At 26.8% G+C, this 16,767-nt stretch carries 11 protein-coding genes and 1 pseudogene; 4 read left to right on the top strand and 8 right to left on the bottom strand.

The genetic code is table 11. From position 1 onward, the window contains the following. Nucleotides 1-10: 10 nt before the first annotated feature. Entirely contained in the window at nucleotides 11-2,722 is a 2,712-nt protein-coding gene (locus tag BP997_RS08235; RefSeq protein WP_413823860.1) for a type I restriction endonuclease subunit R, read from the bottom strand. A gap of 143 nt (nucleotides 2,723-2,865) precedes the next feature. On the opposite strand from BP997_RS08235, the pseudogene BP997_RS08230 reads away from it, so the two are divergent. Next, a pseudogene (locus BP997_RS08230) lies at nucleotides 2,866-3,315 on the top strand (restriction endonuclease subunit S); the annotation flags it as partial. After that, on the top strand, nucleotides 3,295-3,981 hold the full coding sequence (locus tag BP997_RS08225) for a restriction endonuclease subunit S (protein ID WP_413829102.1): 687 nt from the start codon (nucleotides 3,295-3,297) through the stop codon (nucleotides 3,979-3,981). The pseudogene BP997_RS08230 and the gene BP997_RS08225, both read left to right, overlap by 21 nt. A gap of 334 nt (nucleotides 3,982-4,315) precedes the next feature. Here BP997_RS08225 and BP997_RS08220 read toward each other — a convergent pair whose 3' ends face one another. Beyond that, complete coding sequence (locus tag BP997_RS08220) at nucleotides 4,316-4,531, bottom strand: hypothetical protein (RefSeq protein ID WP_413823858.1); 216 nt, start codon at nucleotides 4,529-4,531, stop codon at nucleotides 4,316-4,318. A gap of 225 nt (nucleotides 4,532-4,756) precedes the next feature. Here BP997_RS08220 and BP997_RS08215 point away from each other — a divergent pair, with 225 nt between their 5' ends. Together BP997_RS08215 and BP997_RS08210 are read left to right on the top strand one after the other, a co-directional pair. Next, nucleotides 4,757-5,011: a hypothetical protein gene (locus BP997_RS08215; protein ID WP_413823856.1), complete on the top strand. Its 255-nt coding sequence runs from the start codon at nucleotides 4,757-4,759 to the stop codon at nucleotides 5,009-5,011. A 355-nt stretch (nucleotides 5,012-5,366) separates the two neighbouring features. After that, complete coding sequence (locus tag BP997_RS08210; protein WP_413823854.1) at nucleotides 5,367-5,744, top strand: hypothetical protein; 378 nt, start codon at nucleotides 5,367-5,369, stop codon at nucleotides 5,742-5,744. A gap of 51 nt (nucleotides 5,745-5,795) precedes the next feature. On the opposite strand, the gene BP997_RS08205 is transcribed toward BP997_RS08210, so the two are convergent. From BP997_RS08205 to BP997_RS08180, 6 genes are all read right to left on the bottom strand, one after another. Beyond that, complete coding sequence (locus BP997_RS08205) at nucleotides 5,796-8,933, bottom strand: ATP-dependent DNA helicase (RefSeq protein WP_413823852.1); 3,138 nt, start codon at nucleotides 8,931-8,933, stop codon at nucleotides 5,796-5,798. A gap of 97 nt (nucleotides 8,934-9,030) precedes the next feature. Next, on the bottom strand, nucleotides 9,031-9,318 hold the full coding sequence (locus tag BP997_RS08200; protein ID WP_413829094.1) for a hypothetical protein: 288 nt from the start codon (nucleotides 9,316-9,318) through the stop codon (nucleotides 9,031-9,033). A 62-nt stretch (nucleotides 9,319-9,380) separates the two neighbouring features. Further along, entirely contained in the window at nucleotides 9,381-12,269 is a 2,889-nt protein-coding gene (locus tag BP997_RS08195) for a DEAD/DEAH box helicase family protein (protein ID WP_413829092.1), read from the bottom strand. 13 nt (nucleotides 12,270-12,282) lie between these two features. After that, entirely contained in the window at nucleotides 12,283-14,202 is a 1,920-nt protein-coding gene (locus BP997_RS08190) for a site-specific DNA-methyltransferase (RefSeq protein WP_413823846.1), read from the bottom strand. Nucleotides 14,203-14,380: 178 nt separating this feature from the next. Further along, nucleotides 14,381-15,544 carry a DUF5655 domain-containing protein gene (locus BP997_RS08185; protein ID WP_413829100.1) on the bottom strand — a complete coding sequence of 388 codons (1,164 nt, stop codon included), beginning with the start codon at nucleotides 15,542-15,544 and terminating at the stop codon, nucleotides 14,381-14,383. Between the two features lie 562 nt (nucleotides 15,545-16,106). Then, complete coding sequence (locus tag BP997_RS08180; RefSeq protein WP_413827665.1) at nucleotides 16,107-16,253, bottom strand: hypothetical protein; 147 nt, start codon at nucleotides 16,251-16,253, stop codon at nucleotides 16,107-16,109. Nucleotides 16,254-16,767: the final 514 nt, after the last annotated feature.

The raw sequence follows: 16,767 nt of genomic DNA, 5'->3' as shown, positions 1-16,767 counted from the left end.
TTAATTTTTTTTAGATTAGTGCGAATTTTTCAACTAGGTTTATTATTTTGTCTTTAATGTAATCGGTTTTATGTTTTCGTTCTAGGAATCCTATGTTAGGTTCTGTGAATGATTTTTTGATTTCATCATTGTAGAATTTTCCACTGTATTCGTATTCTTTTATTATGTTTCGGGTTTTGTCTTCGGATACTTTTTCATGATTTACTAGTTCGTTGATTTCTTTATTTTTTTCTCTTTCGAAGTATTTTGGTAGTTCTAAATCTATATTTATTGGTTTTTGGGCTTCTACTATGTTTTCTGTTATGAAGTTGTCTATTAATTCTGATTTGCTCTTTAGATTGTGTGAGGATTGCATTATGTCATGTATGAATTTTTTGTCTTTATCGAATGATGGGCTTTCTGGGTCTAGTTCTCTTAGTAGGTTGATTATGTATGCTACGTTTATGTTGTCTGTTCTTAGTAATTCTATTTCAAAGTCTACATCTTTTAGGACACTTACTTTATCTGTGTTTTGTCTATCGGTTAAGTCGTAAATGTCTAAGTATTTGCTTTTGTAATCGTTTAAGTCTTGTTCTGTGATTTGTAAATGATTGTAATCGAATTCAGTGAATGTTATGATACGGTTTAGTAGTCTTAGGATGTCACGGAATATTAATATGAATTTTTTGGTTTCTTCTTCATCTTTTAGGTAATCTACACTGGAAACTGTTGGGGTTAATTCAAGTAATTCTTTTAAACATGAATTAATTTGGGTTAAATAGTAATCATATGAAGGAGAGGTTACTACTTCTATTGCTTCTTTATCTGAGAATAATCGTATTGCTTGGTCTGTTCTTTTTTTAAGGTTTCTGAAACATACAATATTACCATACATTTTTTTATCATTATAAATACGATTTGTACGTGAGAATGCTTGTAATAAGCCATGGTATTGGAGGTTTTTATCTACATATAAGGTGTTTAATAACTTATTATCGAACCCAGTCAAGAACATGTTAACGACGAGTAGGATGTCTATTTGATTGTTTTTGCTTCTTTTACTCACATCTACATAGTATTGGTTAAAAGTATCTGTTGAGTAATTAGTTCCAAACATTTCATTATAATCTTTAATATGTTCTTCTAGTTTATCCCTTGGGTGTAGTTCATCACCATCTAATTCCGGATTAGCTTCATATGTAAAGATTGTTGCAATTTTCAAGTCATGATTTTTACTTTTAAAAATATCATAATACTTATTAAGTAGGGATACTGAGGATACGCAGAATATACTTGTAAATTCCCTGTTATATGTTTTTCGATCATGATTTTCTATTATATAATCCACAATTTTATTTAAACGTTCACTAGATTCCATTAATTCCCGTGTGTCTATGGCTTCAACTTCAAAATCATATTTAATCCTGTTTTTATATGTTCCAATATAATCTATACTGAAACCTAAAACATTATGATCACGTATAGCATCTTTAATTAAATAGGAATGTAAGCGTTTACCGAATAAATCCTTAGTAGTTTTTTCATCATTTGCATTAACTGCAAAAATTGGTGTTCCTGTAAAACCATAATAATTTATATTATTAAAATAATCAGTAATATTATCATGCATATCACCAAACTGACTACGGTGACATTCATCAAAAATAAGAATCATCCTTTTATCCTGACATGAATTTAAAACATCCTCATGATTATTAATAGCCCTATGCAACTTTTGAATAGTGGTAATAATAAGAGGATTCGCCCCACTTAACTGTTTAATTAAAGTTTTAGTATTATCAGTTCCATCAACAGCATTATCACAAAAACTATTAAACTCACGACTAGTTTGATAATCTAAATCCTTACGATCCACTATAAACATTACCTTATCAATACTCTCATCATGAGCAAGTATTTGACAAATCTTAAAACTAGTTAAAGTTTTACCAGAACCTGTAGTATGCCAAACATACCCATTAGTTTTAAAAGAAACCTGATTTAACACAGCTTCAACTGCATAATACTGATAAGCACGTAAAACCATAATAGATTTACTAGTCTCATTTAAAACCATATACCGAGCAATCATCTTACTTAACTGACACTTCTCAAGAAAAGAATCAGCAAACTCATTCAAACAACTAATATTATGATTATCCTTATCCTTCCAGAAAAAAGTGAAATTAAAATTCAAATCAGAATTATTAGCAAAATACTTAGTATCCACACCATTACTAATAACAAAAATTTGAATATAATTAAACAAATTATGATAAGAATGCAACTGATACCTTTTAATCTGATTAAAAGCCTTCTTCAACTCCACACCACGACGCTTAAGCTCAACTTGAACCAAAGGCAAACCATTAATAAGAATAGTAACATCATAACGATTAATATACTTATCCTTAAAAGTTATCTGATTAGAAACCTGAAATTCATTCTTACACCAATGCTTCTGATTAATAAACTTAACATAAACATTCTCACCATCATCACGCTCAAGTACGAACTGATCACGAAGCTTCTTAGCCTTATCAAAAATACTACCCCCCTCGAGATAAATAAGAATCCGATTAAACTCTTCACTAGAATAAGTAGTACCATTAAAAACTTCTAACTGACGCTTAAAATTAGCCTCCAAATCATCCTCATCATCAATAGAAACACGTTTGTAACCACCTTCAACTAAAGAATCCAACAACTTATCCTCTAATGTAGCTTCACTCTCAACAGACATAAAAAATAACAACCTCCCCCTAAACTTTCCCAAGAATATTTAATTAATTATTAACTTTATAAGAACTTATAATAAAACTTTACTAAACATTAAAAAATTTTCATTACAAAAAACTCCGATTTAAATATGGGGATACATGGCAAAGTAGTAAATTACATTTTTTAGCAGATATTAAAACTGGGAATAAAGATTTAAAAGATAATGTTAAAGGAGGAAAATATCCTTTTTTTGTTAGATCAAACCATGTTGAAAGAATTAATTCATATTCGTTTGATGGTGAAGCAATTTTAATCCCTGGTGATGGTAATGTAGGACAAATATACCATTATATTATTGGTAAATTTGATTTTCATCAACGTGTTTACAAAATAAGTGACTTTGATTCAAATATTATGGGTAAATATATTTATTATTATTTTCAGAAAAATTTCTTAAAAGAAGCTTTAAGAAATTCTGTAAAAGCTACTGTTGATTCTTTAAGATTACCCACAATAAAAAATTTTATAATAAATTATCCTTCTATTAAAGAACAAGAAAAGATTGTAAAAATGTTAAATAATATTGAAAAAAAAATCAATCTTTTATATAAACAACAAGATGCCCTAAATGATTTTAAGAAATTCTGTCTCCAAAATTTATTTGAGGGTAAATTAAGATTTAAGGAATTTATAGATGATTGGATTAAAATTAAATTAGGTAATTTAGTTAAAATTTATAGTGGTAAAAGCCCTAAGAATTTAATTAAAGATAAAGGAAAGTTTCCTTATTTTAAGGTAGAACAATTAAATGATTGTTCTAAATTTTTAAAAATAACTCCTTATTTAATTAATGATTCTTCTTTATTAATTAAAAAAGGCAGTGTAATTTTTCCTAAAAGAGGAATGGCTATAATGTCGAATAAAATTAGAATTTTAAATCAAAATTCTTTTATGGATACAAATTTGATGGCTTTAACAGTTAATGAAAAAATGATGAATAATGAATTTTTATTTTATTTATTAATTAATGAACGGTTGTCAAGAATTGCGGATATGACTTCTATTCCTCAATTAAATAATAAACATATAAACCCCTATTTGATTTATTTGCCTTCATTAAAAGAACAGGAAAAGATAGCTAATTTTTTATCTTCTATTGATAAGAAGATTGATCTTACTCAAAATCAGATTGATTTAATGGAGAATTTTAAGAAGGGTTTGTTGCAAGAAATGTTTGTTTATTTATGTATATTTTTTAATAGATTTATTTCACTTTTCTAAGAGTTTCTAAAATTTCATATTATTATTATTATTATTATTATTATTATTATTATTATTATTATTATTATTATTATTTATGTTTTAAGTTTGTTTTTAAACTTAAAATAGGGTAATATGTTTTTATAATTAAGAAAAGTTTTTTAGTATCTTATGAAATTTAATAAAATATTTAATGACATATAGGTGAAATGATTCATTTATTGTATTTTGTATGGTGAGTTATTTTACTTAATATAAATGTATAAGTACATGTGTACTTAATTAATACTTAATATGTTTTAATGATTCAATTATTTAAAAAAAAATAGATTAAAGGATTTTGAAATATTATTAATTATTGGTTTCTTATTGAGTAAGTTGTTATTGCACTAAGGAGTATACTTGCACCTAAGAAAATATAGGCTAATGTGTCATATATCCAGGTACCTATTATATGGAATATCCATTCAAGTATGCAGAGTAAAATAAAGAAACATGCAAAATATACTAATATTAATATTAAAAATATTGTTATACTTATTAAGATTTTTAGAAATCCATTAAAACTCATAATAAATAATTCCCCCCCCCCTTTTTATTTTTAATTTTTTTTTATTGTGAATTAATTAAAGGTTTTATTAAAGGAAGTATAAAAAACTTTAATAAAATTCTGATTCTTGAGAAATTCCTAAAGTTTTTTTATTTTATACTTAAACTTAAGGATTTAATAGAAAATTATTTATTTAAATTAATTAATACTTTTAAACATTCACTATAGGGGGGTGAATATGTTTTTATGGAGAATAAAAATTTAATCATACTATGTGTATGTGTTTTACTAATAGTTATTGCAGCTTGTACTTCAATATATCTTATTAATTCTCAAGTTGAAATAAGTCTAATAGCAAGTAATTTAAATATTAATAAAGGTGATAATTTCACTATAAGTTTAGTTAATGATGAGGGAACTAAACTTTCAAATCAAAACATTTATTTAAGTTTCACTAGTTCTAATAATGAAACCATAAATTACACTGTTAAAAACAGATGATAATGGATTAGCCACTTTACCAATTAATTTACCTGCAGGTTCATATTCAGTTACTGGAAATTATGAGGGTATAGATAATTTTAAATCTTCAAGTTATTCCGGAACATTAGAAGTTAATAGTATAAGTAGTGATACTTCAAGTTCTAATAGTGAATCTTCTAGTTTTGAAGAGGCATTAGAAGCATTCTACAATGATCCGGATAGAACTCCAGAAGTAGGAGTTCAAGTAAAAGAAGATGGATCTAAATGGGTGGTTGCAGGTGACGGTGAAGCACCATACGGTAGTAGTGAAGCAGAACAAATCCTAATAAGTGCAACACACTAATAAAAATAAAATTGGAGTGAATATTTAAAAATGGAGACAAAAAATATTGTAATTATATGTATAACAATAATTGTTGGATTTTGTATAATAGCTGGAGCAGTATACTTTGCAATGACCTCAAACAATAATACAAGTATAGTTAATAATACAACAAGTAATAATACAGTGAATAATTCAACAGTAAACACACAGGACAATAAACAAAGCAGTGATAGTGGAAGTGATAGTTCATCAAATGTAGAAAGTTCAAGTAGTGGTAGTGATGATAGTGGAGACTGGGAATATGGAACTGGAGAGGGATCTAGTGACGACCCCACAATCCATTGGCGTTATAATAAAAAGACTGGATATAGCGAATATTATGATGAAAAAACTGGAGAAACAACAGGAGGTTATGGAATCGCTTAAAAAATGGGTTAAATATAAGAGTTATCAATTAATTAATAACTCCCATTTTTTTTATTTGCAAAGTTTGTTTTTATATTTACAGTCTTTGCACTTGTCCTTATTTTTTATATAGATTTCATTTTTTATAATGTGTGCAGTTCTATTTAATGATTCATCCATTTTTTTAGCATCATCATCTGATATGGGTATGTTTGTAAATGTTTGACTTTTTAATGAGTAGATTTTACCAGTGTTTATTTTATATTTTTCATATTTTGGATGGTTTTTTAATCCTAATTTGTAGATTAGTAATTGTTTTTTGTAAAATTCTGGATTTTTATCTATTTTTTCTATTTCTGTGTTTTTGAAATCTATAATTTCTAGAGTGTGGTTGGGGTTTTCTATTATTAAGTCTATTCTTCCTTTTAATTCGTAATTATTTTTTATTATGTGGAATGGGACTTCACTGTCTTTAATGTTTAAGTTTTTAGCAAATTTTTCATAGTATTCTTTTATGTTTTGGATTAATTCATTTACATACCTATTTTGATAATTGATTTTATGTTTATTTTTTTCTTGGATTAATTGATTGATGTTTAATGTTTGATTTTCTTTTAATTGAGAGTGTATATTGTTTAATATTTCATGTAGTTTGATTCCTTGAATGATTTTGGGAGTGGGACTTATACGGAAACTGAGATTTTGGCTTAAATAGTATTTGAAAGGGCATTTATTGTAGGTTAAATATTTAATATATGATAATTGAATTGGTTTTATGGTTTTATCTATTGAAGGTTTTATGTTTTGTATTTCTAAATTATTTAATCCCTCCTGGGTTAATTCTTTAATGTTTGGGTTTTTGTTTTTTAATTTTTCTATTATTGTTAATTTTTCTGAGTTTTCATCATTTTTAGGATTAGGGAGTGTTGATAGGATTAGTAAATCTTTTGCTCGTGTCATTGCTACATAGAGGATCCGTTTTTCTTCATCTTCAAATAATTTTTTTTCAATATTAGGATTTGAGTTTTTATATTTTAAAAATTGTGGTGGAGTGTAGAAGTTAGCTCTTCCATAATAGTAATCTTTCTTTTCCTTGTCTGGATTATATTTTTGAGGGAAATAATCTTCTTGTAGAGAACCAACAATTACTATTGGGAATTCTAATCCTTTAGATTTATGCACTGTTAAAATTTGCACTGCATCTTCATTTTGATTTATTTTATTTTGTCCACTGTTTAAACTTTTATTTAAATTATCTGTTAAATAGGAGAATAAACCTTTAAGATCATATTTATTTAAAATTTTTTCATAATTATAAATTGTTTGAGAAATATTACCTAGATTTTTTAATATTTCTTTATTATATTCTAAATTATTATTCCCCACAATACTTGTTAAGTAATTGTTAATGTTTAAGAGTTTATAATATAGGTCTAGTAGGGAGGGTTTATCTTTTAATTCTTTTACTGGTTTTTGGAATTCTTTTCTTATATTATTTAATGTTTTGAAGAATTCTAAATCCTTAGTATTTGTAATTCCAAGACGGTTTAAGCCTTCTTCATTTAATTCATTTAAATAAGTTTGTGGACATTCCTTTTCAATTTCATCTAAAAGATTATTGTTTCGATTAAAAATTCCTTTAAATGTTTTAATACTTGATTTCTTACCCTTGTTTTTATAGTATACTTGATGTTCAGCTTCTAGTAATTGTTTTCTATATTCCTCTTCTATATTTTTTAAAATAACTTGTGTTTCTAAACTTAAATTAAAATAGTTTTTAAATTTATATGAAGTATTTGTGAATGCTTTAAGATTTAACCATTCTATTTCCATTTTATTAGTATCTTTTAATGGATGATAACCACAAACATACCATAATAAAGTCATAATGCTTTTAATTTCATCCCTATCTTTAAAATCATTATAAGAATTAATAGAATAATTAATGTTTAATTTATCAAATTCTTTAAAAAGCTTATCCCCTTTATGTTTATAAGTTCTAAATAGAATCCCAATATCAGATAAACGATTAACCTTACCAGTACTTATTAAAGTATGAACAGTCATTGCAATATTAAATGGTTCATCATTTCGACTTTGATTATTTAAAACAAAAACATTATCATTAATATCCCTACGAGCTGCAACAAAATGTTTATAATCCCTTCCACTACGATAATCATTAATAAAAGATTCATTCACCTTAATAATATCGTCACCACTACGATAATTAGTATCCAAAGTTTTAACATTAAATAATTCATTAGTAATTAATAAATTAAAAAAATTAGGATTAGCACCTCTAAAAGAATAAATACTCTGATCTGCATCACCAACAACAGTGAAACTATCACAATTTTCTCTTAGTAATTCAAAAATTTGCATCTGAACAGGATCAGTATCCTGAAACTCATCAATAAGAATATTCTTATAAACAAGCTTATCCCTGACACTCTGTTTTTTAAGTAAATTTAAAGCCTGCAATTGTAATAAATCATGATCAAAATAACCTTCACCCAGTAATAATTGAATATATTTAGGATAAGCACGTGCAATAGCTAAATAACGAGCATTATACCAACTAAGTTTTAAACCTTTATCAGCATTCACAATACTTGTTGGAAATTTAAAATCATCACCACACTCATATTGAACTTTCCGAATCAAATCAGAAAAATCAAAACCAACCGGACGCTCCCTTCGAATATAATCAACCAAACCCTCAGTATCCACACCAAAAGTAGAATACTCATTAAACTTATCAAGAACATTACTAATCATATACTTAGGCATATAAGACTCAAAATTAAAACCTAAATCATCCCAATACTTATACATAAACATAATTAACAATTCAGAACCAGCACCACCAACAAGACTTAAATCATTACTTAAACCTAAATCATAACCATACTCCACTAATAATTTATGACAAAAACTATGAATAGTACTAATCTGCATATGATTAATCATACTATCAGTAATAAAAGCATCATCCCGCAAACGACTCTTCAACTCATTAGCAGCCTTATTAGTAAAAGTAATCACTAACAAAGATTCCGGATCAACCAAACACTCCCTTAATAAAAACTTCACCCGCTCAACAATAACCAAAGTCTTACCAGTACCAGGACCAGCATCAATCACCAAAGAATTATTAACAACATACTGAACAGCATCTAACTGACTAGAATTCAAACCATTAACCATAAAAAATTTATCCCCCTTATAAATTAAAATTTTATATTTAAAATAGGATTAAATAAATTCCTAAAAAAAAAGGAATAATCCTTAAATTTTAAATACATTAAATATTATCTTCAATACTATCCCAAAACTCACTAGCCCAAGACATACCATCATTTTCATATTTTTTAATAATAGTTAACTCATTATTCTTAATTTTATAGAGAACATAAAAATCATTACTTCCTTTCTCAACACTTAAATACAAACCATCACTAAGAGAAAAACTATTCACAAAACTACCTTGAATACTATATCCTCCTTGTTGAGATTTATCAACACCAGTAACCATTTTTGTCCAATTAAATTTATCTACAACAACCTTTTTAGCTACTTTTCCAATATTCATAAAAAAAATAATTCCCCCCTTAATTAATCAAGTTTTTATATAAAAAATTAAATAAAAATAATTTAAAAATTATCTAAAGTAGCATAACCTCTTGCTTTAGCTTCAGATACTATTGTATAATCTAAAATCTCTTTTATAGATGCGCCATTATCATTCATTCTATAAAATGTATTTTCACCAAGTAATACATAATTCCATTTAGCATCCATTCTGTCCATACCTTTTAATTGATTTATTTTATCTAATTCATCTAAGGTAGCTATTCTTTTTGATTGAACATTTGGAGAATTAATATCTTTATCAGATTTAGTTTCTACAACATAAACATCATTCCCTATTTTTACTAAAAAATCAGGATAGTATCTAGCTAAAAGACCATCTTCACGAATATAAGTAATAGTTGCAAAATTATGATAATATTCATTTATTTTAAGAAAACTATCCACCCTACTATCAATATCGCAGGATTCAATAAATGCCTTCTCAAATCCACCTTTATTTGAAGGATAAGGCAATCGTTCATAAATAGATTTAGCAACCTCAATTGAATAATTCTCACGCATTCTTAACTCAGAAACATCTGAAAAATATTTTTTCTTAACTACAGCATCCTTAACATCAACATTATTCTGCATCCTATAAATTACATTACTAACTTGTATTACAATATGGCTAATTATACTGTCTTCTGACATGAAAAGAATTCTCCAATTCTCATCAACCATTGGATTGAATTCTTGATTGAATAATTTAGTTCTAATGTACTCATCAATAAGCCCTGCTAATTCAGCATTATTTACTTGCATTAAAGGAAACTCTTTTTGACTTCTGCCAACAGGTTGTAACATACTAGTTATGGTTGAAATAATTTTTGATAAAAATTCATTATAACTTTCAGCACTAAATAAATCGGAATTAATATTGTATCTACCAAACTTGGTTTTAACAGTTAATTCTTGAGATTCAAATTCTTCTCCACCTTCACCTTTAATGATTTGTAAATCTTCAAGTGAAACATTAAAAGGTTTTAAATTATTTAATGATAATTCATTTTTACTTAAAATTTCCTCACTATCTCTTATAATTTTTGGCCAATACAAATCATAAGAATCATAATTATCTTTTAAACTAACAGTAATCATATCACCTAAAATTCTATTAGAACTAGGACCATCACTATCTTCAGCAATAATCCCGCCTTCAATGTATTTATCGTAAAAATCCATGAATTTTGGATGTTCAATTATACTTAATAAATCTAAATAATTGGAGGGTTCAGTTTTTTCTACTAAAATTTTTTGACGATTTTCTTTTTTAACATCCTCAAATTCGGGTTCACGCCACATTAATCTTAATCCACGACCAATAGTTTGTTCTAGTAATATTGAAGATTCTGTAGATCTAAGTGGAACTATAACACAAATATTATTCACATCAAAACCTTCACGAAGCATTAAAACTGAAATTATAATTCTTGGATTTTCATATTTATCAATATTAAATAATCTTTGTTTAATAGAATCCCATTCTTTTTCACTTACATTTCCTTTTTTATTGGAATGTATTTCTAAAAGTTCTTCTTCATTTAAGCCTTCATTCTTAAAAAAATCCATAACCAAAGGTGTAACTTTAGTATCTTCACATACAATTAACATTTTAGGACGTTTATATTGTTCTAAATTTTTAAATTCCTCATCTAAAATATTTAACTTAGCAAGACCTGCTCTTAACATTATTTTTTGACCTTCAGATAAACCAACAACTTTTCTCCCTTCTCTTTCAGCTTTAAAGTCTAATTTAATTGATGATACTTCACGTCTTTTATCAATAGCTATCATTTTAACTAAACCATTTTGTATAGCTGTTTTAAGTTCAAAATCTGTTATAATATGGGGAAAATAATGTTTAACCTTATTTTTACCACTAGTTGCAGTATAAGGAGTTGCTGAAAAATCAATTTGAATAAAAGAGTCACCTTTAGATTCAGCAATCTTATTTAAACTCTTTTGCCATTCGACCTCAAATATTTCTCCACCTTTTTTAATTTCATGGATATGATGTGCTTCATCATTAAATACTACAAGATCATTTAACTTGCTTAAATATTCAACTACATTCCCTCTTAAAAATTGATTATCTAATGCTTCAAGTGAATTTCCAGCAGTTCTTCCAGGTGAAATTGGTAAAACATTTTGTAAAACCTTCTCAGGAGCATCTAACGGAGAATCAAAACTTTCATCTTCTTCAATACCACTTAATAAATGCCAATTTGTAATTGCAATTAAACCATCCCCTGTGACTTTAGATGAAATTTCTTCTTTTTTAACAACAGAAGATTGTAAAAAACCAAAAATTGAATCTTTATAATTTTCTGGAATAAATAATTCCTGATTATCCATGAAATCTGAAGATTCAAAATGTCTTTCACCATTTTCATCTTCTTTTCCTAAAAATGCATCCAAAAGACGATTATACACAATTAAACCTGGAGCAACCAATAAAAAATTCTTAGAAAAATTACCTTCATCATATTCTCTTGCATTCAAGTACTGCCAAATAAGAATAGTATTTAACACCCAAGTTTTCCCAGTACCTGTAGCCATTTTAACTCCATACATAGGATGCTGATACTTAGGTTTTTCCAAATCATTAATATCCATATTTTGAAGAATTTCAGGATTCGTTTTCAAATACAAATCCTTAACATTATTAACCTGCAAAATTTCATGAAGATAAATAATATTCAAAATAGCCTGTTTTTGTCCCTCATGAAAATTAATATTACGAATATCACAAAATACATCCGAAAACCAAAATCTTAAAAGATCTTGAGTAACTGGAGTAACATTTTCATAAAAACTACCATCTTCCCAAGCATTATTAACCATTTCAGTTAACTCTTTAGCCATTAAAAGAGGATTTCGACCAGTACCTTTCATATTTTTAACCAAACTATAACCTCCATTACTTTATTTCAAATGTTGTTGCACTTTCAAAACCAAAGACATCCACTGCTTTAACACAAATTACTCTTGGATAATCTATTTTAGGTACATTGAAAACAGCTTTTTCAATTACTCTAAATTCATCATTATCATTATTAGTATTCTCCCTATAATCTTGCCATTTACTTCTAAATACTTCACCATCATAATCAGGATCAACACTCCAATACTCAATTAAACTTAAAGGATCATTAGCAATAGATTTTTGAAGTTTTTTCTTATTTTTCTCATCTAAAGGTAAAGCATCAGGAGATAACAATACATAATTAGATAATTCAACAGTTAATTTTTCACTATCACTATCATAATTTTCAATTACAGGATTTTTAATAGTTAAATATTGTAATGAAGAAAACCTTAAAGAATTAGAATTATTTCCTTGTTTTATAAGATCATTAGCACTTTTTTTAGTTTTTAATTGTTCAATTAAATCAGGTGGAATAACAAGCACATCTAAATCATTATCATTTAAATCATTAATTATTTGACCAATTTCCTGTACAAAATTCCATCCAAGAACAACAACTTTCTTCCAACCTCCTTTATAAGTATTTCTTAACTTTTGAGCCTTAATCAAAGTTTTTTTACCTGTCATCTTAGATGGAGAATCAACATAAACCAAAATTTTAGAATCCTTAATATAACCTAAATTAGTATAAGATCCCTCATCCTTAAATGGTAAAGCACCATACAAATGCATAACAACTTGAGAGAGATCCCGAATAGTTTTAAATTCAGACTGCTCAAATTGCTCTTTTTGATAATCTCCGATAGATTGATATAAAAACGGTTCAACTTCTTGATCAATTAAACGCTTACGAGATATCATACAAGCAGGTTTACCTAAATCAGACATAATCCATTTACGCCCTAAATTATCTGCAACAGCACCAGTAGTACCAGAACCTGCAAAAAAATCAGCAACAATCCCATTAGGTGGGCAAGAAGAATTAATTATTCGTTCAATTAATGCTTTGGGTTTTTGTGTTTGATAACCAACTCTCTCACTTTTCATAGAGATATTACCTATCATTTTTATATCATCCCAAACAGTGTCCATTGCAATACCTGGACTCTCATCTAAGTATCTTTTATATCGGGGTTTCCCTCTGCCCCCATCAGTAGAAGTATAATATCTACCATTTTCATCTTTTTTAAAAAATTGTTTAATGTATTCATCTGAAAAAGGTTTAAAAACCATTTTAAAATAGGGATTAGAATCTTTACTATAATAATAAATCACATCATGTTTATTATTAAATTTGGTTGCTTTAGGTGATTGACGTTCCCCATAATACCAAATTATTTCATTTCTAAAATTATTCCTTCCAAAAATTTCATCTAAAATAATTTTAATATAATGTCCAACATGCCAATCTATATGAAAAAATAAACTTCCTTTATCGGATAATAATTCTCTCATTAATATTAATCTTGGTACCATCATTTCAAGGTAACTTGCAGTTCCATTTTTCCAAGTATCTTTATAAGCAAATTGTTCTATAACAGTAGGTTTTTGTTCAATATCATTATCAGCCAATTTGATTTTTGTTCTATAATCTGCTTTAGAATCAAATGGAGGATCTATATATATCAAATCAATTTGTCCTCTCATTGAAGGTGTTTTTTCATCCCCTGCTAATAATGCTTGCATTGTTAATAAGTTATCCCCATATATTAATTTATTAAACCAATTATCTTCAGAAATATTTTTAACTTGTTCTTTAAAATATCCAGAATCATCTTTAGAAGGTAACACAATTTCATTTGTTTGTAATGTTAATCTGTTATCTTCTGAAAGACCTTTTAATATTTTATTAGCTTCTTTTTTACCTCTTTGCATTATTTTTGGTAATTCTTCTATTAATGATTTTGACAATTTTTATTCCTCCATTCAATAATTCAACTATGTTTTTTAAATAATATTCATTATTCATTAAAACCTTATAAATCAATACAATCTTTGATTAAACATGTTAATATGTTTTTATATTTAATTTGAAAAATAATGTTAAATAAAAATTTTATTGCCTAAAATTTAAAAAATTAACTTTGTTTTAAGAAATGTCTTTATCATTCCATATATAATCATATGATTGTTTAATTAAAAACATTGCATAATCTAAACCATTTATAGAGGATATTTTAAAAAAGAAATCACCATTTTCCCAATGCCCCACATTAGATATGTCCCTTCCTATTCCTTCAGGATCATTAACCTCACCAAAAGGCATATTAAGAGTTATCCTTAAGGCACCTTTTTGAGGAGTTATATCAACAAAATTTGTGAAAGATTTAAAAGCAATATAATGCTTATTAAATTTCCGCTCAATATCATTCCCTAAACCATATATTTCATTTTCTAAAGATTTAAACAAATCTAAATGATAATGTAGAAGCTTATAAGAATCTAAAGAATATTCACCTGTTTCTTTCCCAGTAATATTATTACTATTAAATGCAACATTATTAATCTCATACTTAGAATTTATATAATCATAAGATTGTTTTATTAATTCCATTGCATAACTTATGTCTTTTATGGAGTTTATTTTGAAGAGGTAAGTGACTTTATTATTATATTCTATTTTAGGAAGGATTTTAACTTTATTTTCTGGATCTTTTAACATTCCACTTGGCATTAATAGTTCTATTTTTATTCCAACTGTTTGAGTATATGTATAAACAAAGTTTTTATTAGTTTTAAATGTAGTGCAAGTTAATGTTGGATTTTTCTTAATATTTTTTCCTAATTTAAATATTTCATTTTCCAGTGTAGCGAAGAGTTGATGTTGTAAGTTTTTATTATATTCTCCTGGATTTTTTGGTTTTTGAGGAATATATTTTTCTAGAGTTTTTTTATCTATTTTTGGGTATGGCCATGCTTGGATTGATAAATCTGCTAGAAGTTCTGCTCTTTTAATAATTTCTTTCTCATTCCAATCAGGCAGATAGGATAAATATTTATTTAAGCACAAAGGACTGTCTTTAAACCCTCCATAAGTGTTTTGTTTTTCTTCAAAGGATAAATCAAGTAATGCAGATTTGGTTGTTAATGTGAGATTTCCTATATTGTTTACATATTTATTATAGATTTCTTGATAATTTGGCCCTAAACTTTTCATCCATTCCTTTGAAATGTTTGGATTTTGTGGTAGTATATATTCAATTGTATAATCCTTAAAATTTAAACGAAATTTAGGATGATAGTAGGATTCAATTTTACTTAATAAATGGCTCTGTAGAAATCCTATATTTTTATTAAAATATTTTTTCAGTTAAAGTTGTACCTGGGTGTTTTTTATTTTTTGATTTTCTTTATTTGTTTTTTAAAGAATTTTGAGGTGGTTTTATCAACTTACACTTTAAATACTACTTAAGTGGTTTAAAATAAGTTATAATAAAGTATTAATAGTTAAATGGATAAAATATATTAATATGATAAGTAAAAAAACCTTTTCTCCATATCATATTTTGTTTTCAAGTACAGTTAAACCTTTTGGATTATGAATGTGAAAAACCATTAGAAAACTGTTTAAATCATCAGTCAAAAAAATGGTAATATTGAATTATCAGGTAATCGCATGCTGTTATATGCTGAAAAAGTATTATAACTAATGCTAAAGCATGTTTATAATGATTATTCCAATTATTTTAGTAATCATTTTATACACACAGCCTAAATTATTCACTATTTTAGCTCTTAAAATCTATTCAAAAATGACCTATCATGAAATAATTGAGTAGATGCAATTATCGGATAAATTACTAAAATTTTTAAGATTAAAAACCATCCCACATTATACAACAATCCAGAAATTCTTTAAAAGAATATCTGAAACAAGCTTTAAAGAATATAAACAAGAAAATATTATCAAAATTCACTTTAACTGGTGGAAACATTGCTTTAGACGGATCAGGATTCACCAATGATTATACCGATAAATATTTCGCGAAAATACGACGTAAAAGAACGAAAAAGCTATGAAAAACCATTATTACGATCAAATGTTTGACACACAACTAATTCTTGATTATCAAGTCCAAAGAGCCCCAAAACATGTACACACACTTCGCAAAACAATCAATCAGAAACATAAAAATATATAAACCCACATTTACATAATTGCAGACAAAGCATACGATACAGAACCCATAAGAAAATGTATAAAATGAAGAAGTAAGATCATTTGACCAAATACCACTAAAAACAAGAGCCAAAAACGGACACTACAGAACCAACAGCCCCACAATATTCCGACCAAAAATATACAGCAAAAGAAACAATGTAGAATGCATATTCAGTGTAGTAAAAAGAAAATTTAATGGAACAAATCACAGCAGAAGCCTAAAAATGTCAAATAAAGAAACCAAACTCAAAAACACATTCTACAACTTCTACAGATCAACAAAAATACCTCAAAAATAGGGTTTCTACAGAGCC

Origin of the sequence: Methanobrevibacter sp. UBA412, assembly GCA_002495685.1 — an archaeon.
In the GTDB taxonomy this organism is placed as follows: Archaea; Methanobacteriota; Methanobacteria; order Methanobacteriales; family Methanobacteriaceae; genus Methanobrevibacter_A; species Methanobrevibacter_A acididurans.
This window is presented reverse-complemented; position numbering and strand designations above follow the sequence as displayed.